The following is a 26895-nucleotide window of genomic DNA, read 5'->3' on the forward strand; positions in this document are numbered from 1 at the left end:
ACCGGTTAAATTGGCGCCCTTGCGGCGCGCGCCTCGTCGGATCGAGGGCGCGGATCGCACGGTTTGACGACTTGTCGGGCGGCCCGCAGCGGGCGGTCGCGATGCACTCTGGAGATGGCTGTGAATCACTGCGAGAAGATCCCGCTAGGGACGCAAGGGGCGACCGACTGGGAAGTGGTGCATCTGCCGTCGACGCTGGGCGATTTCCAGGCCCGCGCCTTCCGCAGCCCGGTGACGGGCTCCGAGCACATGGTGCTGTCGGTCGGCCCGCTGAAGGAGCGCGGCGGACTGCTGCGCATCCACAGCGAGTGCCTGACCGGCGACGTGTTCCAGTCGCTGCGCTGCGACTGCGGCCCGCAGCTGCAGGAGGCGCTGGCGCTGCTCAAGGACGAGGGCGGCATCGTCATCTACATGCGCGGACACGAGGGTCGCGGCATCGGCCTGGTGGAGAAGCTGCGCGCCTACGCGCTGCAGGAAGCCGGCGTCGACACGATCGACGCCAACCTGCAGCTGGGTCATGGCGAGGACGAGCGGGACTACGCGGACGCGATCGACATCCTGTGCCTGCTGGGCGTGAAGAGCGTCCGGCTCATCACGAACAACCCGCAGAAGCGGGACGCGCTGGTGCAGGGCGGGGTCGAGGTCGAGGCGCTGGTGCCGCTGCTGATCCCGTCGAACCCGCACAACGAGCGCTACCTCGAGACCAAGCGCAAGCGCATGGGGCACTACCTGGGCTGAGGCCCGGGCCGGTCGTCCTCGAACGCACGACGGAACGCGGGAGCGGACATCGTGTCGTCGTCCATCTTCACGCTGCACGCCGGCCCCGCGGCCGGCTTCGACGCGCCCTTCGAGCTGATGGCCGCCTGCCACGAACGGATGGCGCGGACGCTGGCGCTGCTGCTGCGCCTGGGCGAGCATCTCGCGACGCACGGTGGCGACGATCAGGCCCGCGACGCGGCGAGGGACGTGCTGCGCTACTTCCGCGTCGCCGCGCCCCTGCATCACCAGGACGAGGAGCTGCACGTCGTGCCCCGCCTGCGGCTGCAGGGACGGGAGGCGCTCGCGGATCGCCTGCTGGTCGAGCATCGGGACCTGGCGCGCGCCTGGGCCACGATCGAGTCGGATCTGGAGGCGGTGCTCGACGACGCGCTGGGCGGCATCGCCTTGACCGCCGCACGCGAGCGCTGGGCGGCCTTCTCGGCGATGTACCGGCAGCACATCGAGGTCGAGGATGGCGAGGCCTATCCGGCCGCGAGCGACTCGTTGGCCGAGCCGGCGCTGCGGTCGATGGGCGAGGAGATGGCCGCCCGCCGTCGCGTCTAGCGGCACCGGCCGCGTCGTCCCCGAGGCCGACACCGAGGTCGGCTTCGCCTGCGGCGGCGGCCCGACGCGTGCGCGACGCCCGGGCATCCCGCTTGCCGGGCTGGGTCGTGCGCCGCGTCACCGTCCTGCGATGACGCGGTTTTCCCCTGCCCCCACGCCCGCATGCCGCCATGTCCCCCGACCGTCTTCAGGCACTTCTTGTCGAAGATCACGCCGACTCGCTGGAGTTCCTGACCGCTCTGCTGGATGCCTGGGGCTGCGAGGTGCGCGGCTGCAGCAGCGCGCAGGACGCGCTCGACCTGCTGGACACCTGGGCGCCGCAGGTGCTGATCACCGACATCAACATGCCGGGCATGGACGGGCGCGAGCTCGCCCGGCGGGTGCGGAGCGCCCACGGCCAGCAGGTGGTGATCGTCGCGGTCAGCGGCGAGGGCTTCAACCGCGGTCCGCAGCGGGACGACGACGAGTTCTTCGACCATTACTTCGCCAAGCCCATCGATCTGGACGGGCTCGGGAAGCTGCTGGGCGTGGACACGCGGTGACGGCGCGGCCCGCCCGCCCTACCGATTGAGGATGTCCCGCGATCGCGGTCGCCCGTAGGCTGCCGGCTCCATCGACGCCCACCGGGAGCGCCTCATGACCACGATGCCGCCGTACCTCGACCCGACGAAGGTCTTCAGCTGGATGCAGTCCTTCGCGCCGCAGTCGCTGTACCAGCCGATCCTGCCGACCTACAACGTCACCAACATCAATTCGAGCGCGCCACAGACCGAGGCGCGCATCGTGACGCAGCACAGCTATGGCCGCCAGATCGGCCGGCTGTCCGACGCGGTGCACGCGCTGATCGCGGCCCAGTACCCCAAGGGCGCCCCGGCCGGACCGCTCCGCCGCTTCGAGGAGCTGTGGCGCGAGATCGAGGCCCTCAAGGTCGAGGACGCCGCGTCGCGGCTGGAGCGCGTCGCGCAGGACCTGAAGACGCTCAAGCAGACCGACGGCCCGAAGTACCTCGAGGCGAAACGGGCGATCGAGGAGGCGTTGAAGGGGGTTTGAGGGTCCGAGCGACGCTGGACGGGATCAGCCCCAGGTCTCCCGCAGCAGATCGCGGAACAGCGCCGACAGCATCGGCTCCACTTCCGGGCGCTCCGCCCGCGCCGGCTGCAATTCCTCGAGACGGACCAGCTCGCGCTCGATGAAGCGCTGGATGGGCTCGACCTGGGGCGACAGCCCGAGCTCCGGCGTCCGACGCTTGAGTTCGAGCAAGTCGTGGATGGCCGCGAGCAGACCGGGCTCGCCGTCGACGGTGTGGAGCAGCCGCTGGAACTCGATCGGCGCAGGTTGCTGCTCGCGCTCCAGCCAGCGGACCGACAGGAGCGGGCGCAGGACATAGAAGTACTTCTTCAGAGGGACCCGCTCCGCCTGCAGATAGCCGCGGAAGTTGGTCTTCGCCATGCTCCGGTAGTGATGGACGCCCCGCTCGATCGAGTAGACCTGTGGCAGCAGCTCCCGCACGCGGTCATGGAATCGGCCTTGGGTCGCATACACGATGGGGGATTGGATCCACTCGACGAAGCCCGGATTCGATGAGCGGAAGAGTCTCAGCGCCTTGCGCAGGTCCCAGCCATTGATGTCCATCTCGTCGACGATCGGGTACTCGATGACGTCGCGCTGCTCTTCCAGGCCGACCGACAGATACCAGTCGGGCCGATTCACATAGATGAAGCGCGCATCGAAATCGCTGTTGGGAGAGGCGAATCCCCACGCGCGGCTGCCCGACTCGACGGCGAGTAGAACCCGGACGTCGTGCTCCGCTTGAGCGGCCTGCAGGCGCGATTGGATTTCCCGGTGGGCGTCGGGAGGAATCGGGCCAGGCTTGGTGTCGCGATCTGAAGTCATCTGAATCGTTTCAGGCATCGTTGCGTCGTCAAAATGGGTTGGCTGAGATCTGCCAGAGAAGGCGGCGGCATGGCGTCCCCAGAATCGTTCCATGCCGATCGATCTCGAACACAGCCTCCGCGTCCATGGCCCGCTGCAAGCGGGTCGCTTGGCCACGCTGAGCGGCCTCAGCCGGGCGACATTGTCGCGGGCGGTTCATGCCGCTGGCGACACGCTGATCATCCGAGGCCATGCGCGTCGAACCACCTACGCCGCCCGTCGGACCTTGCGCGGCTCGCGCGCCTCGCTGCCGGTCTTCGAGATCGATCCGTCCGGCCAACTCCGTGACGCCGCACGGCTCGATCTCGTCCATCCTCACGGCTGCGCCATGGCATATCTCGGCCCCTTCGCCTGGCCGATGGACGCCGCGATGCGCGACGGCTGGCACGAGGGGCTTCCATATCCCTTGCAGGACATGCGTCCGCAGGGCTTCCTCGGCAGGAACCTAGCGCGGCACTACGCACCGGTCCTGCAGGTCGGCGACGATCCGACCTCCTGGTCCGACGACGATGCGCTGCATGTGATGTCGCTGCTGGGTGATGACACGCCCGGCAATCTCCTCGTCGGCGAGCCGGCCTGCCGTCGCTGGCTAGACCGGGTCCGGCGTCTGAAGACGCACGGCCCGGATGCGGTGGACGATGACGCGCTCGAAGCCGCCTACCCGACCAAGGCTTCGTTCGTCCTGCTGGACGGGCTCCCCGACTCTTCCGCCGGCGGCGAGTTCCCCAAGTTCACCGCCCTGCGTCGCTTGCGCGACGGCAGCCATCGACACGTGATCGTGAAGTTCTCCGGCAACGACGACGCGCCGGGCACCCGCCGCTGGTCCGACCTGCTGGTCTGCGAGCATCTGGCCGGACGCGTCCTCGCGTCCCACCTCGGCATTCCCGCGGCCGATTCCCGCATCCATCGGCACGGCGACCGCACCTTCCTCGAGGTCGATCGGTTCGACCGGCATGGCGTGCTCGGTCGGTCGCCGCTGGTGTCATGGTTCACGCTCAACGCCACGACGGTGGGCAGCGCCGGCCATCCATGGCACGAAGCGGCGCGCCCCCTGGTCCAGAAGGGATGGATGAGCGCGCAAGACCTGGCCCTGATTCATCGCGTGTGGCTCTTTGGTCGGCTCATCGCCAACAACGACATGCACGACGGCAACCTCTCGCTGCGACCGGTCACGCGCGCGGACGGCAGCGTCGGTTTCGCGCCGGCGCCGGTGTACGACATGCTCCCGATGGCCTATGCCCCGTTGCGCGGCATGGAGTTGCCTCCGCGCGAGTACGCGCCCATGCTCCCGATGCCGTCGGAGCTCGACGCCTGGTCGGCCGCCGCGGACGCGGCCGTCGCCTTCTGGCGAGCCGCCGCCGGCGACGCCCGCATCACTCCCGCGTTCCGAGCGCTCTGCGGCCGCAACAGCGATCGCTTGGCGCGGTCCCGGTGACAACATACCCCCACGGGGTATACACTCCGCGCCGACACCTCATACCCCCACCCGGTATCCGCCATGCCCCATTCCCCGCAGGACAAGAAGAAGGCGCTCACGCGCGTGAAGCGCATCCTGGGCCAGACCGAGGCGCTTCAGCGCGCGCTCGAGGAGGGCGCGGACTGCGCGCCGGTGCTGGTGCAGATCGCCGCGATCCGGGGGGCCGTGAACGGCTTGATGTCCGAGATCCTGGAGTCCTACATTCAGGAGGAACTCGGCGCCGTCGCGGATGAGGAGGGTCGATCCGCGCGCCTCGCGGCGGACATGACCGCGCTCGTGCGCACCTATCTGAAGTAGCCCTCGCGCCACCTCGCCCACATCCCCCAAAGGAGCCCCCATGAAGTCCCGTGCCGCCGTCGCCTTCGAAGCCGGAAAGCCATTGCAGATCGTCGAGATCGACGTCGCCCCGCCCCGCAAGGGCGAGGTGCTGGTGAAGATCACCCACACCGGCGTCTGCCACACCGACGCCTTCACGCTCAGCGGCGACGATCCCGAGGGCCTGTTCCCGGCGGTGCTCGGCCACGAGGGCGCGGGCATCGTCGTCGAGGTCGGCGAGGGCGTCACCAGCGTCAAGCCCGGCGACCACGTGATCCCGCTCTACACCGCCGAATGCGGCGAGTGCCTGTTCTGCAAGTCCGGCAAGACCAACCTGTGCGTCGCCGTGCGCGCCACGCAGGGCAAGGGCGTGATGCCCGACGGCACGACGCGCTTCAGCTACAACGGCCAACCCATCTATCACTACATGGGCTGCTCGACCTTCAGCGAGTACACCGTGGTGGCCGAGGTCTCGCTCGCCAAGATCAATCCGGACGCCAATCCCGAGCAGGTCTGCCTGCTGGGCTGCGGCGTGACAACCGGTCTGGGCGCGGTGAAGAACACCGCCAAGGTGCAGCCGGGCGACAGCGTCGCGGTCTTCGGTCTGGGCGGCATCGGCCTGGCGGTGATCCAGGGGGCGAAGCGGGCCAACGCCGGCCGCATCATCGCGATCGACACCAACCCGTCCAAGTTCGAGCTGGCCAAGGTCTTCGGCGCGACCGACTTCGTGAACCCCAAGGATCACGACAAGCCCATCCAGCAGGTGATCGTCGAGATGACGACCTGGGGCGTGGACCACACCTTCGAGTGCATCGGCAACGTCAACGTGATGCGCGCGGCGCTGGAGTGCGCGCACCGCGGCTGGGGCCAGTCCATCGTCATCGGCGTGGCGGGCTCGGGTCAGGAGATCTCGACGCGTCCGTTCCAGCTGGTGACGGGCCGCAGCTGGAAGGGCACGGCCTTCGGCGGCGTGAAGGGACGCTCGCAGCTGCCGGGCATGGTCGAGGACGCGATGCGCGGCGACATCCAGCTCGCGCCCTTCGTCACCCACACGATGCCGCTCACCGACATCAACGAGGCCTTCGACCTGATGCACGAGGGCAAGTCGATTCGGAGCGTGGTGCACTATTGATCGGCTGATTCTCTGATCCACCGATCGGAGGCTCACATGAAGAATGCCCGGCACGAGCCGGGCATTCCTCCTTGCGGAAGCCGAGAGGCCGCTGAGATCAGCGCGCCGCCACACCTTCATTGGCCACGCCCTTGGCGCCCTTGCCCTCCAGGACCGCGTACTGCTGCACCAGCATCGCGAATCGCGGCGACGCCTTCAACTCCTCGTAGCGAGCCTGCGCCTGCGCGCGGCGGCCGTTCTCGAAGCTGAGTCCTTCCGGGCGGTCCGCCTCGGCCAGGCCGGACTCGCGATAGATCTGCAGGTCGGCCAGGACTTGCGCGCGAGGGACGACGGGGTGCGAGGTCGACGCGGACTGCGCCGCGGCGGGCATCGCGACGGCGCCGAGCGCGGCGGCGAGCAGCGTGGCGGAGAACAGGACGGTGGACAGGGACTTGGACATGAGAGGCTCCTTGAATCGGGTGGTGGGAACACGTGGTGATTGCGTGGAATGAATTTGATGCCTCGGAGGTATCCGGCATTTGTCATCCACTCCGTCCGTTCGCATGAGCCTGTATGGCCCGCGCTTGTCGACACACAGTCATACAAACGCGTCGTCTCCCAACCGCTCAGCCCTGTCGGTTCCTCGCTTCCAGCAGCGCCTCGCTCATCAGGCGGAACAGCCGGCCAGATGTCCTGCAGGAGCCCGGGACCGCGCGGGCAAGGCCCGGCAACAGCTCAGCTGCTGTTTTTTGCATTTACAGCCTGTAATTGGTATTCTGAATAAACAGATCAAACGCTGTAAATCAAAAATACAGCCAATAACCTGTATGCCTCGATTCACCGTCCGTACGACCGATCAGTTGCCGATCCTGTTGCAGGCCTTCCGCAAGGAGGCCGGCCTGACCCAACGGGAAGTCGCGTTGCGTCTGGGCGTGACCCAGCAGACCTACTCCGCGCTGGAGCGCAACGCGGACACCGTCGGCGCGGTCAGGCTGTTGAAGCTGCTGAACATCCTGGGCGTGTCGCTGGTCCTCGACAAACCGGCGACGACGCCCAGCGACGCACCGGCGCCATCCGGCGCGGATCAGCCGGACTGGTGATTCCATGGGACGTCGCTCGCATACCCGGACCCTCGGCCTCTGGATGAACGGGGACCGTGTCGGCACCTGGAGCCTGACGCCCCAGGCGCCGGATACGCTCCAGTACGACCCCACATGGATCGAGTCCCGCCAGGGCCGTCCCCTGTCGCTCTCCCTGCCCTTTGCGCCGGGCAATGCCCCGCATCGCGGCGAGAAGGTCCACACCTACTTCGAGAACCTGCTGCCCGACAGCAAGGACATCCGTGAACGCTTGGCGCGTCGCTTCCAGACGGGGTCGACCGAAGCGTTTGAGTTGCTGGCCGAGATCGGTCGCGATTGCGTGGGCGCGCTTGAGATCCTGCCCGAGGGTCAGGTCTCGCCAGGCATCACGGCGACACACGCAGAGCCTCTGAGCGACGCCGACGTCGCCCGAGTGCTGCGAAGCGCGACCACGCCTCAGACCCTGGGACGCGGTGACGAGGACGACGAGTTCCGCATCTCCATCGCAGGAGCGCAGGAGAAGACCGCCCTGCTGCGGCTAGACGGGAAGTGGTGCCTGCCCCGCGGCGGCACGCCCACCACGCATATCTTCAAACTGCCGCTCGGACTGATAGGCGGCATGAAGCTGGACATGCGGCACTCGGTCGAGAACGAATGGCTGTGCGCGCTGATCCTGCGGACGTACGGGCTGCCGGTGGCCGCCTGCGAACCGATGCGCTTCGAGGACATCAAGGTCCTGGTCGTCGAGCGCTTCGACCGCCTCTGGTGGACTTCTCCTGCCGGGGACAACCGCCTCGTCCGCCTCCCGCAGGAGGACATGTGCCAAGCCATGGGCGTCGCCCCCGACGCGAAGTACGAGGCGGACGGCGGACCCGGCATCGACCGCATCCTCGAGCTGCTCGACGGCTCCATCGCTCGCGAGCGCGACCGGCGCGATTTCTTCACGACGCAGTTGCTCTTCTGGATGCTCTGCGCCACCGACGGCCACGCCAAGAACTTCAGCCTGTTCCTGCGCCCGGGCGGGGGCTACCAGCTCACGCCGCTCTACGACGTGCTGTCGGCCTATCCGGTGCTCGGCACCGGACCCGCCAGCATCTCACCGCACAAGGTCAAATTGGCCATGGCCGTGCGCTCCCGGAATGCCCACTGGAAGATGCGAGACATCCTCCGTCGCCATTGGGTCGCGCTGGGGACTCGGCATGGCGTGCTCACCGAGGACGGCCGCCCCGTCGACGCCCTGATCGATGACGTCGTCGCACGCACGCCCGATGTCATCCAGGCGGTGCGCCTCCAGTTGCCGGAAGACTTCCCCGCTTCCATCGCCGACAGCATCCTCGGCGGCCTCCAATCGGCCGCGAACCGTCTTGCCGCGAGCGCTCCGTCGCCGCTTTGATCTCCAGGACCGCCCCATGCCCCTCCGCTACCACACCGTCCCCGTCACCCCCTTCCAGCAGAACTGCTCGATCGTCTGGTGCGATGCCACGAACGAGGCGGCCGTCATCGATCCGGGCGGCGAGGTGCCGCGTCTGCTGGCCGAGGTCCGGCGGCTGGGGTTGACGCTCAAGGCGATCTGGCTGACCCACGCCCACATCGACCATGCCGGCGGCACCGGCCAGCTCGCGCGCGAGCAGGGCTTGCCCATCGTCGGCCCCCATCAGGGCGACCAGTTCTGGATCACCGCGCTCCCGCAGCAGGCCGCGATGTTCGGCTTCCCGCCCGCGGAGATGTTCAGCCCCACGCGCTGGCTCGAGGACGGCGACACCGTGCAGATCGGCCGCGAAACACTGTCCGTGCGGCATTGCCCCGGTCACACGCCCGGTCACGTGGTGTTCCACTCCGCGAGCGCGCAGCGCTGCTTCGTCGGCGACGTGCTCTTCGCCGGCAGCATCGGCCGCACCGACTTCCCCGGCGGCGACCACGACACGCTGATCCGCTCCATCAACGAACGCCTCTGGCCCATGGGCGACGACACCGTCTTCATCCCCGGCCATGGCCCCGAAAGCTCCTTCGGCGAGGAACGCCGCAGCAATCCCTTCGTCGGCGGCCGCTGGGGCTGAGCGCGCGATCAGCCGCGTCGTCCCGCGCCACCGGCCGCGCGACGCTCACCGCGCCGATGAAGCGAACGGCGCGGACCGGGTTCACAGCGGCGCCAAGCCGCTGTCCAGGAAGCGCGTCTCTGGGAAGCCGCGCAGCGCGCGGGCGGCCAGCTCGACGAGTTCCTCGAAGCTGCGCTCCTTCTGCAGCACCGCCACGTCGCCCAGGCGGTCGGCCTCGGAGGTCAGCTCGTCGGAGATGTAGCCCGTCGTGATGATCACCGGCACGCGCGGCAACGTCGCGCGCACCGCCGTCGCGAGCTCCATCCCGTTCATCCCGGGCATGGAGAAGTCCGTGATCAGCAGCTGCACCGTCACGCGGCCCGCCTCGATGTCGTCCAGGCAGGCGCGGGGATCCGCGTAGGTGCGCAGGTCGTAGCCCGCTTTCCTGAGCAGCGCCTCGACCATCATCAGCACGATCGGATCGTCATCCACATAGACGAGGTGCTCCCCGTCGCCGGGATCCGCCACCTTGACCAGGGCCGCCGGATCCAGCGACGCCGCCTCGTCGACGATCGGGAGATAGATCGAGAACAGCGTGCCCTTGCCTGGCACCGACTGCAGGTCGATCGCGCCGCCATGCGCGTGCACGATGCCGTTGACGATGTGCAGGCCCAACCCGGTCCCCTGCCCGCGCGGCTTGGTCGTGAAGAAGGGCTCGAACAGGCGCTTGACGACCTCCTCCGGCATGCCCTGGCCGTCATCGCGCACGCTGAGCTCCGCGTAGCGCGTCGGCGCCACGCGGCCGATGGCGAAGGCATGCGGCACGTCGAACTGCACCGCCCGCAAGGCCACGTGCAGATGCCCATGGCCGCCGACCATGGCCTGCCAGGCGTTGGTGCACAGGTTGAGCACCACCTGCTGCACCTCCGACGGGTTCACCGTCGCGATGCAGCCGTCGCCGCTCAGGTCCACGGTCAGGCGCACCGTCGCGGGCAGCGTCGAGCGCAGCAGCGCGATGCTGTCCTCCACCAGTGGCCGCAGCTGATGCTTGGACAGCTCGTTCGTGCCGCCGCGCGCATAGGCCAGGATCCGCTGCACGATCTCCCGCGCGCGGTCGCCGGCCCGCTTGATCTGCCGCATGTGCTCGCACAACGGCGAGTCCGCGGGCAGGGCGTCCAGCATCATCCCCGCGTGACCGAGGATGGCCGCGAGGATGTTGTTGAAGTCGTGCGCCACGCCACCGGCCAACGTGCCGAGCGACTCCATGCGCTGGGCCCGCACCAGCTTCTCCTCCAGGTCCACGCGGGTGAGCTCGTCCGACTTGCGCATCGTCACGTCGATGAACAGGATCAGCAGACCGGTGTCGCAGGGATAGGCGCGGCACTCGTACCAGCGGTTCGCGCGCGGGCTGAATTCCTCGTAGATGCGGGCGAGGCCGGCCGTCATCGCGGCCTGGGCCTCGGTCTCGAAGCGCGTGCCCCGCAAATGCGGGAAGGCGGCCCAGTAGCCGCGGCCCAGCAGGGCTTCGCGCGACTGGCCGCAACCGCGCTCGAAGGCGACGTTGATGTAGGCGATGGTCCAGTCGCGGCGCAGCAGGATGACCGCGTCGGACGCGTAGTCGAGGGCCGCGCCGACCTGCGCGACCCCATCGGCCAGCGCGGGATGCGCGCCGGCCCCGCTGGACTGGACCTTCTTGGACATGCTGGCCTCCCGACTGCCCGAGGCGTGATCGTGGACCACCCGCCCGTCAGGCAATCGCGGCGCCACGGGCCTAAATGTAGGGGGTACGGCTGACGAGGGGCAGGCCCGGCAGGGTCGATGCCATCGGGGTGTCCGACGATCGGTGCCCGGGCGGGGGGCGGACGGTCGGCGCCGCGCGCGGGGGCTCAGCGGCGGGACGCCGGCAGCGGCATGGGCTCGAAACGTTGTGTCGGCTTGGGGGCGCGCTCGTAAAGCCCCTCGACACGCGGCAGGTTGCGCTCGATGTCGCGGATGCGGGTCGGTCCGGCCGGGTGCGTGGACAGGAACTGCGGCGGCGCGCCCTTGCTGGCCTGGCCCATCTTCTGCCACAGCGTCACGCCGGCCCGCGGGTTGTAGCCGGCGCGTGCCGCGAGCTCCATGCCGACCAGGTCGGCCTCGCTCTCGTCCTCGCGGCTGAAGGTCAGCTTCAGCAGCTGGCCCCCGATGTTGGCGACACCCCGTCCCAGGTTGCCCAGCCCGAACAGCGCGGCGCCCAGCTCGATCGCGCCGTTGGTCGCCATGGTCTTGCCCATGCGCTCGCGCGCGTGCTCGCGCAGCGCATGGGCGACCTCGTGGCCCATGATCATCGCGACCTCGTCGTCGTTGAGCTGCAGCTGCTGCAGGATTCCCGAATAGAACGCGATCTTGCCGCCCGGCATGCAGAAGGCGTTGAGCTCGCGGCTGTTGATCAGGTTCACCTCCCAGCGCCACTGCTGCGCGCGCGGGTTCCAGGGCCCGGTGAACGGGATGATGCGTTGCGCGATCGCGCGCAGCCGGATCACCTGCGGATCCCGGTCCGAGCCCAGCACGTTCTGGCGCTGCGCCTCGCGCATCATCTGCGTGTACTGCTGCTGCGCGCCGGCCTCGACCTGCTCGGCGGACACCAGTTTCGTGAAGCCGCTCTGCTTGCCGACGTTCACACCGTCCTGTGCCCAGGCGGGCGCCAGCGCGGTCGCGCCGCCCAGGCCCAGCAGGCCGGTGAACAGCCGCCGGCCGGCGCTGCGCGGCGCGCAGCCGCGGCAGTCGCAGCGGCCGAAGCCGTAGGACGGCGCGGAGGGCAGGTGCGGCGTGGCTTCGGCAGCGCCAGTCCCATGATCGGAGGAGAAGTCAGCATCAACCATGCCGGCATTCTAGGGAGGCGACAATACCGGCCATCATGTCCCAGCCGCCCTCGTCGTCCGCCCCGTCGCCCGTGATCACGCCCTCTCCCGCGTGCGCGACCTCGCCGCTCGATCCGCAACAGTTCCGCGCCGCGCTGGGTCTGTTCGCCACCGGCGTCACCATCGTGACCGCGCGCGCCGACGACGGCACGCTGGTCGGGCTGACCGCCAACTCCTTCAACTCGGTCTCGCTGTCCCCACCCCTGGTGCTGTGGAGCCTGGCGCGGCGCGCCGGCTCGATGCCGGTCTTCAGCCGTGGCTCGCATTACGCGATCCACATCCTGGCCTCGGATCAGAAGGACCTGGCGCAGCGCTTCGCCACGCGCGACATCGACCGCTTCGCCGGCGTGCGCTTCCGTGACGGCTGCGGCGGCGCCCCGGTGCTCGAGGGCTGCGCGGCGGTCTTCGAATGCGCCAACCGCAGCCAGTACGAGGAGGGCGATCACGTCATCTTCGTCGGCGAGGTCGAGGCCGTCACCCGCGTCGAGCAGGCGCAGCCGCTGATCTTCCACGGCGGCCGCTACTACACCGAGCTGCCGCTCTGACCGGCCCCGGCCGGCCCGATCGGGCCTTTGCCGGGACCACGATCCCCTCCGGGGTCAGGCGTCGCGACCCGTCGGCCAGAACGGCGCCATGCGCCGCACCGCGCGCCAGCGCCAGGCGGTCAAGCCCGCCGTCAGGACCACCGAGCCGGCCAGCACCGACCAGGGCGAGACGCCCGTCAGCGCGCATCCCGCCAGGCTGAGCGCCACAAGCAGCATCACGATCAGGATCACCAGCGAGACGCGACCCGACGACGGCGCGCCCTTGGCGGCCCAGTCCTGCCAGAGCAGCAGCCCGAAGGGCAGCGTCACCGCCGCGAAGTGCAGCCCCATGACCGGGAGATCCTTGGGGCCGCCGTGCGGCGCCAGCAGGACCATGGCCGACATCGCCGCCACGCCCACGGCCCATGCGGCCAGGAAATTGCCGAACAGCCGCGGCGCCAGGTGGCGGTTCATGGCCTCGCCGCGTGGCATGCCGGGCACCAGCAGCAGCAGCGCCTGCTCGCGTCGCGTGCGGTGCTGCGTGGTGGCGATGCCCATGGCCGGGCCGATCAGCGAGCACATCAGCCCGAAGGTCACGCCCGGCAGCGCGGCGGCCAGCGCCTCGGGGCCGCGATCCGAGCCCAGCCACAGGCGCAACACCACGCCCGCCAGCACCAGCGCGGTGAACAGGACGGTCACCATCCCGGCCAGCGTGGTCCAGTGCAGGCCGCGCAGCACGGCAAGCTCGGCCCGGGCCAGCACGCTGGCCGGCGTCGGCCGCGCATGGCGCAGCAGATGCTCACGCCACAGCGGGGTCGCCCAGTTGAAGAAGCGGCCCAGGCGATCGCCCACGCTGCCCGGGGCATGGGCGCAGCGCCCGCGCTCCAGGTGGGACAACCGGGTGCGCATGACCCGGTTCGCCTCCCAGGTCCGGGCATGCGCCGCGCCACCGTCCTGGAACAGCCCCCACAGCAGCCCGCACATCGCCAGCATCAGCACCGCGGCCTGCGTCAGCGGCTGGTGCGCGTGCCAGTCGACCATCGCGGCCAGCAACAGGCGCCAGGCCTGGGTGTCCTTGAGCTGCGCGTAGAGCAGCGAGGGCACGATCCACACGATGAACCACAGCACCGGCCAACGCAGTGCCGTCGAGAACACCAGCATCACCAGCGCGAACGCCGGCATCCAGCCCCAGACATCCCCCAGCAACGCCGACATCAGCCACCCGGACAGCGCCGAGATCACGATGAACAGGCCCAACGCGGTCTCCCGCAGCTGACGCACGTGGCCGGGCACCAGGCGCGCGAGCTGCGGATGGTTCTGCGCCGTCAGGCCGCTGGCGATCACCCACCAACCGAACTGCAGCGTGATCGCCGCCGTCACGCCGAACGCGGTCATCGCCGCCGACGGCGAGCCGATCCCCCCGATCGCGCCCATGGCCAAGGGCGCCAGCGCCAGCCAGCGCACACCCCGCAGCGACCGTCCGAGCGCCCGCAGCACGGCGCCATGACCGCCCGTGCCCGGCAGCGACAGCGCGGCGCTCATTGCGTCAACTCCAGGAACAGGTCCTCCAGGCTGAGCGATTCGCAGCGCAGCGCCGCGTCGTCGGCGGGCAGGGAGCCCCCCTGGAAGCGCACCAGCCAGCGCGACTGCTCCCGGGCCTCGCGTCGACGCAAGACCTGGCCCCCGTGCGCGGCCACCGCGGCCTCCAGCGCCGGCACCGCGCCGGCGAGCAGGCGAACCTCCTCCGCCAGCGCGTCCTGCGGCGCCTGCAGCGCGATGCGACCCTGGCTCAGGAAGGCCAGGTTGAAGGCGACCCGCTCCAGGTCCGACAGGATGTGCGTCGAGAACACCACGGTCGTGCCCCGATCCAGCACCTGATCCACCAGCTCGCGCAGGAAATCGCGGCGACCGGCGGGATCGAGGCTGGCGACCGGCTCGTCCAGCACCAGCAGGTCGGGCTCGTGCGCCAGCGCGCGCACGATGGACAGCCGCTGCTGCTGACCTTGGGACAGCGCGCCGATGCGGCGGTCGCGCGGAATGTCCCAGCGCGACATCAGGCCGTCGACCTTGGCGTCGTTCCAACGCGGATAGAAGCTGCGGAAGTAGCGCAGCAGGTCACCGACGCTGAACTCCTCGAACAGCGCGGCCTGCTGCGGCACGTAGCCCAGGCGGGCGCGCAGGGCGTCGTCGGGCGTCAGCGCCGGCTGGCCGAACAGCCGCACCTCGCCGACCTGCGGCGCGCGCAGCCCCAGCAGGGTCTCGAGCAGCGTGGTCTTGCCGGCGCCGTTGCGGCCCAGCAGCCCCACGACCTGGCCCGGTTCCAGCGTCCAGTCCAGGCCCGAGAGCACCCCGGGATGGCCCTTGAAGTCGACCCGCAGCCCGCTCGCGCGCACCGGCGGCGCGCCGAGCGCGGAGACCGCGTCCCGCGCGCCGGCATCGACGGTCTGGGCTGAATGGGTGGCGCCCGCGGCGCCGAAGGTGTTGGTCATGCTCATCGCTTCACTCCCTGTTCCTCCAACAGCGCCTCGAACAGCGCCAACGCCTGATCGGCAGGCAACTCCAGCTGGCGCGCCTCGGCGGCGGCCTTCTCCAGCGTCGGGCGCAGCAACTCGGCGCGCGACTTCGTCTTCAGGGCCTTCTGATGCTGGGCGGCCACCACCATGGGCAGGCCGCGGCGGCGTTCCACCAGGCCCTCGGCCTCCATCAGCCCGAAGGCCTTGGAGATCGTCATCGGATTCACCGCCAGCGCCTGCGCCAGCTCCCGCGCGGACGGGATCTCCTGCCCCGCCACCAACTGGCCGCTGGCGATGCGCCGGCGCAGCTGGTCCACCAGCTGGCGGTAGATCGGCTCGGCCGATCCGGGGTTGATGTGAAAAAGCAGATCGCTGTCCATGGTCGCGTGTCCCGTCTCCCTGGACGCCCGGGTCCGGGGCCTCCGTCGTTCGCGTCGGCGTCGCCAGGCGATGCTGACGACGTGTATGCATACAGTAATACACGTCGTCGGAAGGGGTCAAGTGCGGGAACGCATGGGCGCTGGCGACCGGCGGCGGCTGTCGAAAACCGTTCATCTTTGAACTTTGTTCGTTCATCTCTGAACTTTCCGGAAGTCGGCGAGCTGCGCGAGAGCGCCTGTCGGTTCTCGCTGAATTTGGAGCTGTCTGCCCTTAGCTGGGCACGACGGCCCAAGCAGCCCGAGCGAGCCGCATTGATCAACGGAATCGAAAGACGGTGTCTGCGGCACGCGAACCGGCTCTTCGGCCGAAACGTCCCGAAGCCGCGTCACACAATCATTCGCCTTGCTTGAACATACGTTTGTTTGCAATAACACAAACAGGCTAGAATGAGACGTGTATGGCCGAGAACTTTTCCTATGTCTTCCCTGCGATTCGGGGTGTGCAGGCGGGGCGTGAGTACTACGTCTCGATGTGCCCGCTTCGCCTGTTGACGCGGCTATTCACCTTCGACGAAGAGGAGCTGGTTCCCGAGCTGCGCGCCCAACGGACCCTCAACCGGGCCCGGGTTCCCGACATCGCCCGGTACGTCCTCGACAACAAGGCGAGCTACACCTTCTCTGCCATCACCGTGTCCATCGATGGTGAGATCCGCTTCGATCCGGTCGGCCTGGAGGGCCCGGCCAATTTCCGCATGGGCTCCCTTTCCGTGTCGATGATCTCGAAGTTCATCGTCAACGATGGCCAGCACCGGAGGGCGGCCATCGTCCAGGCGCTGGAGGCTGCACCGGAGCTCGGTGACGAGACTATCGCGGTCGTGTTCTTCCTGGATCGCGGGCTGGAGCGCTGCCAGCAGATGTTCGCGGACCTTAACCGTCATGCCGTCAAGCCTTCGGCATCGCTCGGGGTCCTGTACGACCATCGCAGCGCCGCAGCCAGCCTGGCGCGCCATCTAAGCCTAACGTCGTCCGTGTTCAAGAACTTGATCGAGACCGAGCGCTCGTCCTTGTCACCCCGATCCCGCAAGCTGTTCACGCTCAGTGCCGTGAACTTCGCGACGTCGGAGCTACTGCCCGACAAGGAGCTGGAAAATTTCGGCTCGGCTAGCAAGAAATGCCTGGAATTTTGGGAGCTCGTAGGCGAACAAATCCCCGAGTGGACGTACGTGCGAGAGTCGAAGATGACGTCGGGCGAGGTCCGCCGCGACTTCATCCACTCGCATGCCATCGTGCTGCAGTCGCTGGGCCGCGCCGGCCGCGCGCTCTATAAACTGTCCGCCGCAGAGCGGCAACGCCGCATTAAGCGCCTGCGTGGCGTCGACTGGTCGCGACATAACGCGAGTACCTGGGAAGGCCGGGCGATGGTGGGTGGCGCCATGGCCAAGTCCAGCCAGAACATCACACTGACATGCAACGAGATCAAGCGCGTGCTGGGTCTCGACTTGACCGCGGATGAACGCACCGCCGAAGCGGCCTGGCAGGTCGCCCGCGCGCCCAGCCGCGGAGCGAAGAGTAACAAGAGCAAACCATGAGTACCCCCGAGCAAATCGTCGCTGAGATTCGCGACCTGTACCAGCAAGACTCGATCCCCTGGATCGTCGGTTACAGCGGCGGCAAGGATTCGACCGCGTCCCTGCAACTGTTGTGGATGGCCCTGTCCTCCCTCACACCGGAGCAGCGGAGCAAACCCGTCCATGTCATCAGCACGGACACGCTGGTGGAGAACCCGGTGATCGCCGCATGGGTGGAGACGTCGCTCATGCGAATCGGCATCTCCGCGAGAGAGCAGGGCCTGCCCATCACGGCACATCGGCTGGTGCCTGCCATGGAGAACCGGTTCTGGGTGAATCTGATCGGCAAAGGCTATCCGGCCCCTCGCCCCAAGTTCCGGTGGTGCACCGATCGGTTGAAGATCAGCGCGTCAACCAAGTTCATCCAAGAACTGTCCGAGAACAACGGCGAAGCCATCCTCGTCCTCGGCCAGCGCCGCGGCGAGAGTCAGGCGCGTGACAAAGTAATGGAGCAGTACAAGGAAAGCACGCGCGCGCGCCTCAGCAAGAACAAGGACCCGCGCTTGTCGCGGGTCTGGGTCTATCCTCCGATCGAGAGCTGGACTAGCGACGATGTGTGGGAGTACCTGATCACCCACCCGAACCCCTGGGGCATCGACAACCAGGAGCTGTTCGGCATCTATCGCGGCGCCACGCCCGATGCCGAGTGCCCAATCGTGGTGGACACCTCGACTGCCAGCTGTGGCGACAGCCGTTTCGGCTGCTATGTCTGCACCATGGTCGCGCAGGACAAGTCCATGCAGGCCATGATCCAGAACGACGAGCAGAAGCAATGGATGCAGCCGATCCTGGACTTCCGCAACAAGCATCTGGCCGTTGAAGATCGAGACGTACGCGATTTCCGCCGGATGAACGGTCGCTTGACGGTCTTCCATGGAGAGCTGGTGCATGGTCCCTACAACCAGTCGCGTCGCGCGCAGCTCCTGCGTGAGCTGCTGCTCACCCAACGACTTGTTCGCGGCGCGGATCAGGCGCAGGGCACGCAGCTGATCGAGCTCATATCCATCGACGAGCTCGACGAGATCCGACGCATCTGGGTGGAAGAGAAAGGCGAAATCGAGGACATCGTGCCCCGCATCTACGCCGACGTCTTCGGAGCGCCCTACCCCGGCCGAGAGCTCGAGCAGTCGCCGCTGGATGCGACGGATCTGGGGCTGCTCGAAGCGGTTGCATCAGAGGTCGACCCCGAAGCGGCGGACGAGCTCTACAAGCTCACGCGCAGCCTGCTCGCGGTGCAGTTTCAGTCAATGGAAACACACAAGCGATCCAAGCACCTGGATCAGCTGGAGAGCGTCCTTCAACACTATGCCTTCCGCAACGAAGGCGAGGCCCTGGAGTTCGCACTGTCGAGCTCTGCGGTCAAGGAACAAGATGGAGACGCACCGGACGCGTCGACGTTGATTGCGTGATTCATGGCAAAAATAACAATAACGAGTCTCTCTGTAGAGAATCTGGGACCTTTTCGGGAACGGCAGACACTGGACCTCTCGACAACCGGCGCGCGACCCGTTGTCCTGGTGAAGGCTCTCAACGGCAGCGGCAAGACGACCCTGCTGACCGCGCTGCAGATCGGGCTGTATGGACAGAAGGCGCTGGACGGGCTGAAGCGCGCTGAGTATGAGCAGTTGCTGCTGGGACTGCAGCGGAAGGACGCCGTGGGCAATGCGGCGGTGGAGATCAGCGTCACTGTCGAGGTGGGCGGTGTCCTGCGACAACTGGAGGTGCGACGAGAGTGGCATCGCAAATCCGAGGGCCTGACGGAAGCGCTCGACATCTTCGAGAGCGGCAGCAAGGATCTGGACTTCTCTCAGACCTGGGACGAATTTATCGGATCGATCCTGCCTGCCGAGCTCGTGCAGCTCTTCCTGTTCGACGGCGAAAAGATCGAAGCCTTAGCCAATCCGGAGAGGCTGCCCGCCTTGCTACGGCAAGCCACCGAGGTGTTTCTGGGCATCGGCGGCATTGACGCTCTGGGCAACGACCTGAAGGCGCTGGAGCGCCGCGCGGCGCTCAAGAACAGGGACAGCTCGGCCGAGTTCGAGTCGGTCCGCAGCAGCGTGACCGAATGGGAAGCGCAGGTCCAAGCACTTGAGGAGAAGGTGCAGGGGTTGACGCAAGAGCAAGCGGGCGCCAGGAATGAGGCCGAGCGAGCGCAATTGACCCTCGACAAGTTCACCGCGGAGGCGCAGCGCCGTGGCTTGACCGCCTATGAGCAGGCGGCGGTGATCCGCAACGCCGTCGTCGCAGGCAAGGAGCGCGTGGATTCGGCTAGATCGACCCTCGCGGAGATCATGTCCGACCCGGTGCTTCCAGTTGCATGGCTGGTCAAGCAATGGGGCCAGTACCGTGAGGCCTGGGAGCAGGATCAGCACGCTCGCCACTCTAAACTGCTAGGGCAGGAGTTCAAGAAGCGTGATCAGCGCGTGATCGCCGCGATCTCTGAGGCCGCCCCCAGGGCCGCGGTCGAAGCGCTGCGCAAAGCGCTCGCGGACGATCTGCAGGCGTACACAAAAGCGCGCTCAACGACCGTGCCGCCTCTGCAGGATGCTCCGCCGAAAGAGGCCGAGCGACAGTTGGAAGACGCATCGGAACGATTGCGAGGCGAGCTGTCGCGGCTCCAGAGCGCCCAAGGAGCGCTGGACAAGGCCGAACAACGCATCGGGCAGATCCCCGCAGAAGAGCAGATTGGCGAGATCCTTAAGTCGCTCCAGGACAAGTCCAAAGCAGCATCGCTCGCCGACGCCCGGCTCGCCGGCATCACGGAGCGCCTAGAAGAGGCGCAGAGCAACCTGGCGCACACCAAGATCCGACTCAACGCCGCTCAAGAACGTCTGCGCACGCAGTTCCGGGACCGTTCATTGGAGGCCAAGGGACTGGATGCCTCTGGCCGGGCTCGTCGAGCCCTGGCGATCTTCAAGGATCGACTACTCGCTTCGAAGGCGCACTGGTTATCCGACATGATCACCACCGAGTTCCGCAACCTCTTGCGCAAGCGCAACTTGATCGCCAAGGTCGTGGTGGACCCAAAGACCTATCGGGTCTTCATCGAGGATGGGAAGCATCAAGAGCTGCCGATGGACCGACTGTCCGCGGGCGAGCGGCAACTACTTGCGATCTCCGTGCTCAGCGCCTTGATCAAGGAGCGCAAGGGTCGCTTCCCGGTCGTGGTTGACACCCCACTGGCGCGACTCGACCAGCAGCATCGCTCTGCGCTCATTAAGCGATTCTTCGCCACCGTTTCGCACCAAGTCGTGGTGCTGTCCACCGACCAGGAAGTGGACGGCTCTGCCTACGAAGCGCTCAAGCCTTTCACCAATGCAGAATACGTGCTGGACTACGACGATGCCGCCGGACGGACGTCGATCCATGCAGCCCAGGCGACGGAGCCCCAATAATGGAGCGCATCAAACTCACCGCTGCGGCCAAGGTCCAGTTGAGCACGCTCAAGCGCCGGACCGGCATTGAGCACAACAACGCGCTTTGCCGCCATGCGTTATGCCTGTCCTTGGCCAACCCTTCCATGCCGCCTGACGAAACCTTCAGTTTTGGCGGCGGCATCGAGATCGACTGGCGCACTCTCACCGGCGGCCAGGACGCGCTGTATTACAACCTCCTCGTAGTGCGCCTGCTTGCCGAAGGCAAGCGGATCACCGAGGACGCTGTTAAGCGTGCCTTTCAGCTCCATGTGCACAGGGGCTTGTCCTACTTAGCCAGCCGCAGAGAGGACGACTTGCTGGTCGAGATGGCGAAATCTATTCAAGCAGGAGTCAGCACGTAGGTTGCTGTGCCGCATAACTCCTGAATGTCAAAGGGCGAACGCGGGGATTTCCATGACATTCGACTCGACGCGGAACTTCTTTTCCACCATCATCCGAACGATCTGAGGGCCGTCAATCATCACGATGGGGATGGCGCCTGATTGCGTGGTCGCGCCGATTGCCCCTTTTGAGAACGAGGCAGTGGTGAAGAACATGCCTTGCTCATACTTGCCCTGGCTGGCGCCCCGAAACTTGTCAATCTCCGGCCGCTGGATATTGCCGTTTGCCCAACGCTTGCACTGAAAGGAGACGTTGAGATCAGCCAGGCCAACCTTGAGTTTTCCGTGACCATCTATTCCCCCATCCCTGGAAACAGAGGTCACCTTCATGTCCTTGAAGCCATAGGCCTGAAGCAGATCGCGGGCGAACGCTTCAAAACCCATTGGGCTAAGCAGCTTGAGCTCACGCAGCATGTGGGCCTCAAACAGCTGCAGATACTTTGCCTGCAATGCCCATAACTCATCCTCCAACGTAGACAGCGCACTGCCGGCAGTCGCCTCGATTAAAGGCATGGTTTCCGCATGCGAAATGTTGCGTTTGCTGGCGCGTTTGCTCCGCAAGACTTCTGGAAGCGGTGAGTAACGATCATCTCCGTGCTGTTGGAAATGCTTGTTTGGCACCGCGCTCGGAAAGTCGATCCCGGCGCAGTGCCGTCGAATCTGCATGGACACGACATGCAGCGGATCCTTCGCGTGAAACTCATACAGCGACCTGTCGACGATCGCGGTAAACGCCTCGCGCGCGGTCAGCGGACGCGCCGCATCATGCATCACTTGTTTGATTGCCTCGACGATCGTCATCGAGAATCTCCCTCAATTTTTATCGAACGCTGCCATCCGGCCTTCTTCAAGCCCGGACTGGATCAGTAAATAACTTCTTGAACGCCGGTGGACAACGCTCCGTCCACATCCAGCAAATCCGCCAAAGTGAGCTGAACACCTTTAACATAGCTATCGCACGCCGATGCCCATTGATTACCGCCTAGCGCTTCCAGATGCGGCCGGACATGAACGAAAAGTTCCCGGGCCTTTGCATCATCCATCGCAGTCATGTAATGTGTCTGCAGCAGCAGGTTTCTCCAATCGTTCAGCTCTCTGACGGCGTTCTCGCGCGCCGGGCTCGGCGCAACAAGCCCCTTAGACGCATCCAACGAATTCATCAGCGTAATTTTGTTTCCGCCGTTGGATGGCACATAGGAAGCGGCATAGCGTCCGCCATGAAAGGTATGATCGATCACCCCCGCTTGATCGCAAACCGCGAACAGCATTAGGTCAAATGCACGGTGCAGGTGCAGAACAGCCAAACCGTGATGCGCGCGCATCAAGTGGCGTTCAGCAACGGCGCAGCAGTATGCAGAGGCTTCGATAATTGCTTCCGCCCGCGCCGGGCCCTGGGGCGGCAATGCCTGCATGCGTGCGAGCCGGCCTTGGATCTGCTGGATCCATTGATCCACAGGCTTCAACGCATCCTGTGTGCCCGCGAACTCGAGATTCCGCCTCTTCCTAAGCCGAATTAAGTTTGACAGATGCGCCGGCGCAGTCTTCCACCAGCTCTTATTCTGCTCAGAGGTGCCCATATGAATGAACGGTGAGCCGTACTCCATAGGTTTGAGGCAGCTAATAGCAAGCTCAAGCAATATCGCGTTGGCAACCTCTAGCTTGGGTGGGACCAACGCACGTGCAGATGTCGGGAGGTGCGCGAGCAAGTACGACAACTCGCTACATGCTTCTATTGCTTGATCCGTCGCGAACTCGGCAAAGCTGGCACATATTCGAAAGCAGAGAGCTACGATGTCCCTGACGGGAACCAAGCTTCCTGAGTAATCGGCCGACATAAACTCACGAAAACTTGCTCCCTGCCGCCACAGCACATAAGGCAAAAAGAAGTCCACGAACTTTTCGCCATTGGGCGCAACGGAATATGCTGCTGGCATATGGCCGCTCGCAATAATTGAGGCGACAGCAGCAGCCTGATCCACTGATCTAAAGAAGATCGGCGTATCAGAAGATTCGATCTTCTCTCCGGCGCTCCACAACTTAACTGGCATCAGCAGTCAACAGGAGATCGGTGGTCTTCATCTTTAGCTGATCCGCCAGTTCTTTGAGCGCCTCCTCGTGACGAGCTTCCGCCTTCTTCTTAATCTGTGCCTCAAACTCCTTCTTGTCGGAGTCTTTCCCCGACGAGTTCAGTGCACGCAACTGAGCCGCTTTCTCCTCGCCGAAGAAATCCTGCAGTGCCTGTCGAGTTTCCTTTACAAGCTCATCATTCAGTTTTGCACTATAACGGCCAACAAGTGCATAACCGGCCTGACTCAGCTTGGCATCAACATCTGCACTGTCGTCGGCATCCACCCCGTGGTTCAACTCTAGTAGCCTGAGAATCTCTGCTCGGACATCCTTATGCAGAAGTGAGGCACCCACCAAGTCGCTCCAGGCGGTTTTCGCCCACGACGACGTGAAGTTAACATTCTCGTTCCGCCACAGCGTCCGGCGCGTGTACCTTCTCTCCGCGCTCAGATAGCGGGCCTTCTCGACGAATACCAGCTTCTCAAGGGCGGCTATCGCGATGACCGCTGAAGCGTCGGCACTTACTCCATGGGGCTTCAAGATTGCTGCAAGGCGAATCCAGAATCGGATCAGCGCTTGTTGAAAGACCGAGAAGAAGTAGATTCGATCATTGGGATCCGTCTTGATCCAACTTTTGAAATCGACAAATGCGGCACGCGCGCTAGCCTCAAACATCTCCTCTTCTCGATAGATGTATGACTTGAGTAGTGCCTTCAGTCCAATGAAGGAGCTGTTGTTCTCTGCAACCTTTGCTTGCAATCGCGCGAATGCATCGCCCAACGCTGCTTCAAGTTTTGCATACGGGGGCGCCTTGCGAAATAGCGTATCCAGAGCGGACACCAAATAGGTTTCGATGTGCTCTTTGACGATGGCGTCGACGGCGGACATTTGAGTCGCGTCGACAATCCCGTCCCATGAAAATTCTGGGTCAATCTGTTCAAACTTCGTAGCGCTCTGATCGAGATTTAACAACTCTGACGCAGCGCCAGCAGAGAACAAATGCTCTTCCAAAACTTTGGCAACGATTGAGACAGTTGTCACTGAAAAGTCGCGGGTGCGGACGTCTACTCTTTCGTCCTCCCTGGTATTCCACTCCAAAAGATGTAAACGGCTCCATTTCCCAGGTTCGTCATCTGCCTTCCACCGATCCGCGAGCTGTCGCAAGGACATTGCCGAATAGGAGTCGTCTTTTAGGAGAGTGATGAAGTGCCCACTGACTTTTCTTGGCTCAGAGTTAACTCGAACAAAGAGCTCACGGAAATCGTGCGCCATGTTCTCGTCGTTTCCCGCGGCGAGGCTAGCTTCCGGAGCCCAGATTACACATATGGGTATTTCCAGCCCGGCGATGATCTGCTGCTGCTCAGAATTTTTCTGCAGCAACCGTATCGCTTCTAAACGATGCTGCCCATCTAAGACCACAAGCTTCGCCCTTTTCGGATTGAGTCTTAGTGTTGCCGCAAACTCATGGAAGTGCTTTGGTCCGCCGTCCCAATCGATGGAGCGCTCGGAGGAGTCTGGATCTGCCTCCGGCAAATCCAACTGAAATCCGTCACCGTCCCACGTCGTTTGCAATAGCGAACCAAAATCGGCATTCTCAATCCGTTTCGACTCCACTGTGGAATATTGCTTTCTGAGCGATCCGTCGTCTTCTACAAGCACGACGCAGGCCAATAGAGGCGGGAAAAAGATTACCCTTCCTGCACCTTTGCTCAAATAATCGTTCGCGATCTTTTGCACACGTCGATAGTCAATGTCGCGTTGAATTAATTCTTCGAACTTGATTTTCTCAGAGCTAAATATTTCACCGGCAGTCGAAAGCTCTCCAACTTGATTGACTGGGACGCTTGTGCTCAAGAAATAAATTTGATGACTATGATCAGTCTTGAAGCGACCGAATGATCCACGAACTTCTTTCGTGAATTTCACAAGCTTTTTTACACCCGGAATCTTGGACATACAGATCCTGTAATTAATATTGAAGGGATCCGCCGCGACAGCAGAGCCAAATGCACTAAGGAACCAAAACGGATCGCCGCAGTCGAGATGAGACGCCGCCGAACAGTGATCGGGTCTACGCCGCGTCCTCCCACTTAGGAAGCTTCAGGTTATCGGGGATGACCAATGGCGGCGGTGCTGGTGGACGCACTCCAGGCTTCTCCCGCAGTTCCTGCATCCGTGCATTGAGTCGATTGATTTCCCGCGACAGAACATCATCGAGTTGTCGTGGATACACGTATTTCTTGAAGCGAGACGGGTCGTCACCCAGCTCATTCTTGTAAACTTGATGCAACACTCTGAAATGTACGCTCGCCCGACTGAGATACTCGAGTACGTCGCCGCCAACAAGTCCTGACTTTGAAGCGATGAGAGCCCTTAACTCTTCTGCGTTGTTGCAAATCAACTCTACGAGTTTACGATCCCCAGGAGATAATGAGTCTTTCCAACTCTTATCAAATAGCTTAATCAAGAGCCTGAAATCGTTTGGTTGCCTTGACTTCACGTCCATCGCAAGCAGGTGATTCGCCTTTGAGAGAAGCCAGAATGGCATGTAGAAGCCGTCGAGCTTTGCTTGGATGTCTTTGAGCTCGGCTTCGTTGGCTTTTTGCCAAAGCGCGGCTTCACTCGACTGCCTGGCGCCTTCTGTGACTGTTGCGGTATTGTCGCGCGCGATCTTAAGGCTCCAGTAGACGCCGCCGAGCGCAACTATGCTCGACAATAGGCTTCCAACGAACGGGCCATAGGTTGCCCACCACGAAGCAGTGCCAGATGGTTCGATTTTTATTGGAGCTATCGAATCGACATGCACCGCAATTGGAATCGCCGTCGGCTGACTTGCAGGGGCAGTCGTAGGCTGAGGGGTGGATGCAGCGTCTGGCTGCTGCGTCAGTGTCTGTGCGAATGCTATTGCACTGGTGCCAACCAACGCGCAGGCTAAAAGCCAGCGAGGACGGCTCATGAATTCAACCATAGAATTGTGGAGCTCGATATTTGAGCTAATATTAAGGCTTTCGCGCTGTGCAATCGAACCAAGCCACGGGCGCCTGCGACCCCAGCGTTCCTATGTTTTGTCGCGAGGCCTGTGATTCAATAACTTCAAATCCTGCTTCGCGGACAAGGGAAATCCATTCATTTGGATGGAAGTATGTAAACCAGCGCGCACTTGAATCTGGCCCTTCGCCTTCGCCAGTTTTGATGGAGCTAAAGAAATAGCCACCGACCTGCAGTATTCGTAGGACCTCCAGAAGCACATTAGGAATGTCGCCCCGCTGCAAATGCAGCAATGAGGCTGACGCCCAAACTCCACCGAACATCTCGTTCTCAAAGGGAATCGCGCGAAGATCCCCTTGGATTACGGGGCAACCGGAGAATTCTGTAGCGAGTTCCAAAAGAGGCCGCGACGCATCAAAACCGACCGCAGATAGGCCACGCTGCGAGAGCGCTCGTAGATCGCGCCCCGCGCCGCACCCGAGGTCAAGTACTGGGCCACCATGCATCTTGAGCCTCTTAACAAAGCTGTCGAAGGTTGGATGTAGCGGCTGCGCGCGCGTTGCTTCAGCATAGCTTGTGGCATGCTCATCGTAATAGCGCATCGTGCCGATATCAGACGCAGCCGCCGCCGCCGACATGCCATGGGGTTTACTGGTCAGCATCCGCGATGACGTCATCGAACCAAATCTCGCAGTGTCAAAGTGCGTGCTCATCCTACCTCCAGCTATAGGCCCCGGAGCAGGGCATTAGTTGCAAGCATCTTGCCTGCTTGGTAGCTCACCACGCGAGCCATCAGATATGTGGC

The 26895-nt window shown here is 64.5% G+C and carries 27 protein-coding genes; 15 read left to right on the forward strand and 12 right to left on the reverse strand.

Annotated elements, in window-relative coordinates:
• Window positions 1-114 precede the first annotated feature (114 nt).
• From ribA to MCHT01_RS23580, 4 genes are all read left to right on the forward strand, one after another.
• The gene (gene ribA / locus MCHT01_RS23565; protein WP_067069581.1) at window positions 115-738 is read left to right on the forward strand and encodes a GTP cyclohydrolase II; all 624 of its coding nucleotides are present in this window, start codon (window positions 115-117) and stop codon (window positions 736-738) included.
• Window positions 739-789: 51 nt separating this feature from the next.
• Window positions 790-1323, forward strand: a complete 534-nt coding sequence (locus MCHT01_RS23570; protein ID WP_169806198.1) for a hemerythrin domain-containing protein — start codon at window positions 790-792, stop codon at window positions 1321-1323.
• Between the two features lie 170 nt (window positions 1324-1493).
• Window positions 1494-1865: a response regulator gene (locus MCHT01_RS23575; protein ID WP_067069585.1), complete on the forward strand. Its 372-nt coding sequence runs from the start codon at window positions 1494-1496 to the stop codon at window positions 1863-1865.
• Window positions 1866-1959: 94 nt separating this feature from the next.
• Window positions 1960-2373 carry a hypothetical protein gene (locus MCHT01_RS23580; RefSeq protein WP_067069588.1) on the forward strand — a complete coding sequence of 138 codons (414 nt, stop codon included), beginning with the start codon at window positions 1960-1962 and terminating at the stop codon, window positions 2371-2373.
• Between the two features lie 24 nt (window positions 2374-2397).
• Here MCHT01_RS23580 and MCHT01_RS23585 read toward each other — a convergent pair whose 3' ends face one another.
• Entirely contained in the window at window positions 2398-3309 is a 912-nt protein-coding gene (locus MCHT01_RS23585; RefSeq protein ID WP_245643596.1) for a nucleotidyltransferase domain-containing protein, read from the reverse strand.
• On the opposite strand from MCHT01_RS23585, the gene yjjJ reads away from it, so the two are divergent.
• The 3 genes from yjjJ (at window position 3308) to MCHT01_RS23600 (ending at window position 6179) form a co-directional block, all read left to right on the forward strand.
• On the forward strand, window positions 3308-4690 hold the full coding sequence (gene yjjJ, locus MCHT01_RS23590; protein ID WP_067069594.1) for a type II toxin-antitoxin system HipA family toxin YjjJ: 1383 nt from the start codon (window positions 3308-3310) through the stop codon (window positions 4688-4690). The two genes, MCHT01_RS23585 and yjjJ, sit on opposite strands and share 2 nt — an antisense overlap.
• A gap of 63 nt (window positions 4691-4753) precedes the next feature.
• A complete protein-coding gene (locus tag MCHT01_RS23595) occupies window positions 4754-5029 on the forward strand; it encodes a metal/formaldehyde-sensitive transcriptional repressor (protein WP_067069596.1) in 276 nt (91 codons plus the stop codon).
• Between the two features lie 40 nt (window positions 5030-5069).
• Window positions 5070-6179, forward strand: a complete 1110-nt coding sequence (locus tag MCHT01_RS23600) for an S-(hydroxymethyl)glutathione dehydrogenase/class III alcohol dehydrogenase (RefSeq protein WP_067069599.1) — start codon at window positions 5070-5072, stop codon at window positions 6177-6179.
• A gap of 97 nt (window positions 6180-6276) precedes the next feature.
• On the opposite strand, the gene MCHT01_RS23605 is transcribed toward MCHT01_RS23600, so the two are convergent.
• On the reverse strand, window positions 6277-6618 hold the full coding sequence (locus MCHT01_RS23605) for a DUF4148 domain-containing protein (protein ID WP_067069602.1): 342 nt from the start codon (window positions 6616-6618) through the stop codon (window positions 6277-6279).
• Between the two features lie 367 nt (window positions 6619-6985).
• Between MCHT01_RS23605 and MCHT01_RS23610 the strand changes: the two genes are divergently transcribed.
• The 3 genes from MCHT01_RS23610 to MCHT01_RS23620 are packed head-to-tail and all read left to right on the forward strand — an operon-like array spanning window position 6986 to window position 9294.
• Entirely contained in the window at window positions 6986-7258 is a 273-nt protein-coding gene (locus MCHT01_RS23610) for a helix-turn-helix domain-containing protein (protein WP_067069605.1), read from the forward strand.
• A 4-nt stretch (window positions 7259-7262) separates the two neighbouring features.
• Window positions 7263-8630: a type II toxin-antitoxin system HipA family toxin gene (locus MCHT01_RS23615; RefSeq protein ID WP_067069608.1), complete on the forward strand. Its 1368-nt coding sequence runs from the start codon at window positions 7263-7265 to the stop codon at window positions 8628-8630.
• Between the two features lie 16 nt (window positions 8631-8646).
• On the forward strand, window positions 8647-9294 hold the full coding sequence (locus MCHT01_RS23620; protein WP_067069611.1) for an MBL fold metallo-hydrolase: 648 nt from the start codon (window positions 8647-8649) through the stop codon (window positions 9292-9294).
• An 81-nt stretch (window positions 9295-9375) separates the two neighbouring features.
• Here the strand turns inward: MCHT01_RS23620 and MCHT01_RS23625 are convergent, their stop codons facing one another.
• Together MCHT01_RS23625 and MCHT01_RS23630 are read right to left on the reverse strand one after the other, a co-directional pair.
• Window positions 9376-10974 carry a hybrid sensor histidine kinase/response regulator gene (locus tag MCHT01_RS23625; protein ID WP_067069614.1) on the reverse strand — a complete coding sequence of 533 codons (1599 nt, stop codon included), beginning with the start codon at window positions 10972-10974 and terminating at the stop codon, window positions 9376-9378.
• Between the two features lie 185 nt (window positions 10975-11159).
• Window positions 11160-12134 (reverse strand): M48 family metallopeptidase, encoded by a 975-nt coding sequence (locus tag MCHT01_RS23630; protein ID WP_067069617.1) that lies wholly within the window; start codon window positions 12132-12134, stop codon window positions 11160-11162.
• A gap of 35 nt (window positions 12135-12169) precedes the next feature.
• Here MCHT01_RS23630 and MCHT01_RS23635 point away from each other — a divergent pair, with 35 nt between their 5' ends.
• Window positions 12170-12718 carry a flavin reductase family protein gene (locus MCHT01_RS23635; RefSeq protein WP_084453281.1) on the forward strand — a complete coding sequence of 183 codons (549 nt, stop codon included), beginning with the start codon at window positions 12170-12172 and terminating at the stop codon, window positions 12716-12718.
• Between the two features lie 54 nt (window positions 12719-12772).
• On the opposite strand, the gene MCHT01_RS23640 is transcribed toward MCHT01_RS23635, so the two are convergent.
• Genes MCHT01_RS23640 through MCHT01_RS23650 form a run of 3 tightly spaced genes read right to left on the reverse strand, consistent with a single transcriptional unit; the run spans window position 12773 to window position 15590 of the window.
• Window positions 12773-14239: a hypothetical protein gene (locus MCHT01_RS23640; RefSeq protein WP_067069620.1), complete on the reverse strand. Its 1467-nt coding sequence runs from the start codon at window positions 14237-14239 to the stop codon at window positions 12773-12775.
• Window positions 14236-15192, reverse strand: a complete 957-nt coding sequence (locus MCHT01_RS23645) for an ABC transporter ATP-binding protein (RefSeq protein ID WP_245643598.1) — start codon at window positions 15190-15192, stop codon at window positions 14236-14238. The genes MCHT01_RS23640 and MCHT01_RS23645 overlap by 4 nt, the downstream gene beginning before the upstream one ends.
• Window positions 15189-15590 carry a GntR family transcriptional regulator gene (locus MCHT01_RS23650; RefSeq protein ID WP_067069623.1) on the reverse strand — a complete coding sequence of 134 codons (402 nt, stop codon included), beginning with the start codon at window positions 15588-15590 and terminating at the stop codon, window positions 15189-15191. The genes MCHT01_RS23645 and MCHT01_RS23650 overlap by 4 nt, the downstream gene beginning before the upstream one ends.
• A gap of 458 nt (window positions 15591-16048) precedes the next feature.
• Between MCHT01_RS23650 and dndB the strand changes: the two genes are divergently transcribed.
• From dndB to dndE, 4 genes are read left to right on the forward strand one after another with little or no spacing between them, the layout of a single operon-like run.
• On the forward strand, window positions 16049-17179 hold the full coding sequence (gene dndB, locus MCHT01_RS23655; RefSeq protein WP_084453283.1) for a DNA sulfur modification protein DndB: 1131 nt from the start codon (window positions 16049-16051) through the stop codon (window positions 17177-17179).
• Window positions 17176-18627, forward strand: coding sequence for a DNA phosphorothioation system sulfurtransferase DndC (gene dndC / locus MCHT01_RS23660; protein WP_067069626.1), 1452 nt, complete (start codon window positions 17176-17178; stop codon window positions 18625-18627). The genes dndB and dndC overlap by 4 nt, the downstream gene beginning before the upstream one ends.
• A gap of 3 nt (window positions 18628-18630) precedes the next feature.
• Window positions 18631-20613, forward strand: coding sequence for a DNA sulfur modification protein DndD (gene dndD / locus MCHT01_RS23665; RefSeq protein ID WP_067069629.1), 1983 nt, complete (start codon window positions 18631-18633; stop codon window positions 20611-20613).
• Window positions 20613-20996 carry a DNA sulfur modification protein DndE gene (gene dndE / locus MCHT01_RS23670; RefSeq protein WP_245643600.1) on the forward strand — a complete coding sequence of 128 codons (384 nt, stop codon included), beginning with the start codon at window positions 20613-20615 and terminating at the stop codon, window positions 20994-20996. Before dndD ends, dndE begins: the two co-directional genes overlap by 1 nt.
• A gap of 27 nt (window positions 20997-21023) precedes the next feature.
• Here dndE and MCHT01_RS23675 read toward each other — a convergent pair whose 3' ends face one another.
• From MCHT01_RS23675 to MCHT01_RS25860, 5 genes are all read right to left on the reverse strand, one after another.
• Window positions 21024-21836, reverse strand: a complete 813-nt coding sequence (locus tag MCHT01_RS23675; protein WP_067069635.1) for a restriction endonuclease — start codon at window positions 21834-21836, stop codon at window positions 21024-21026.
• Window positions 21837-21898: 62 nt separating this feature from the next.
• On the reverse strand, window positions 21899-23083 hold the full coding sequence (locus MCHT01_RS26490) for a hypothetical protein (RefSeq protein ID WP_148661688.1): 1185 nt from the start codon (window positions 23081-23083) through the stop codon (window positions 21899-21901).
• A complete protein-coding gene (locus MCHT01_RS25855; RefSeq protein WP_084453284.1) occupies window positions 23073-25058 on the reverse strand; it encodes a ParB N-terminal domain-containing protein in 1986 nt (661 codons plus the stop codon). Before MCHT01_RS25855 ends, MCHT01_RS26490 begins: the two co-directional genes overlap by 11 nt.
• Before the next feature lie 115 nt (window positions 25059-25173).
• Window positions 25174-26058, reverse strand: coding sequence for a PT domain-containing protein (locus tag MCHT01_RS26495; protein WP_148661689.1), 885 nt, complete (start codon window positions 26056-26058; stop codon window positions 25174-25176).
• 43 nt (window positions 26059-26101) lie between these two features.
• Entirely contained in the window at window positions 26102-26803 is a 702-nt protein-coding gene (locus MCHT01_RS25860; protein WP_084453285.1) for a class I SAM-dependent DNA methyltransferase, read from the reverse strand.
• Window positions 26804-26895: the final 92 nt, after the last annotated feature.

It is taken from the genome of Mitsuaria chitosanitabida ATCC BAA-476 = NBRC 102408 (assembly GCF_001598255.1).
Classification (GTDB): Bacteria; Pseudomonadota; Gammaproteobacteria; order Burkholderiales; family Burkholderiaceae_C; genus Roseateles; species Roseateles chitosanitabidus.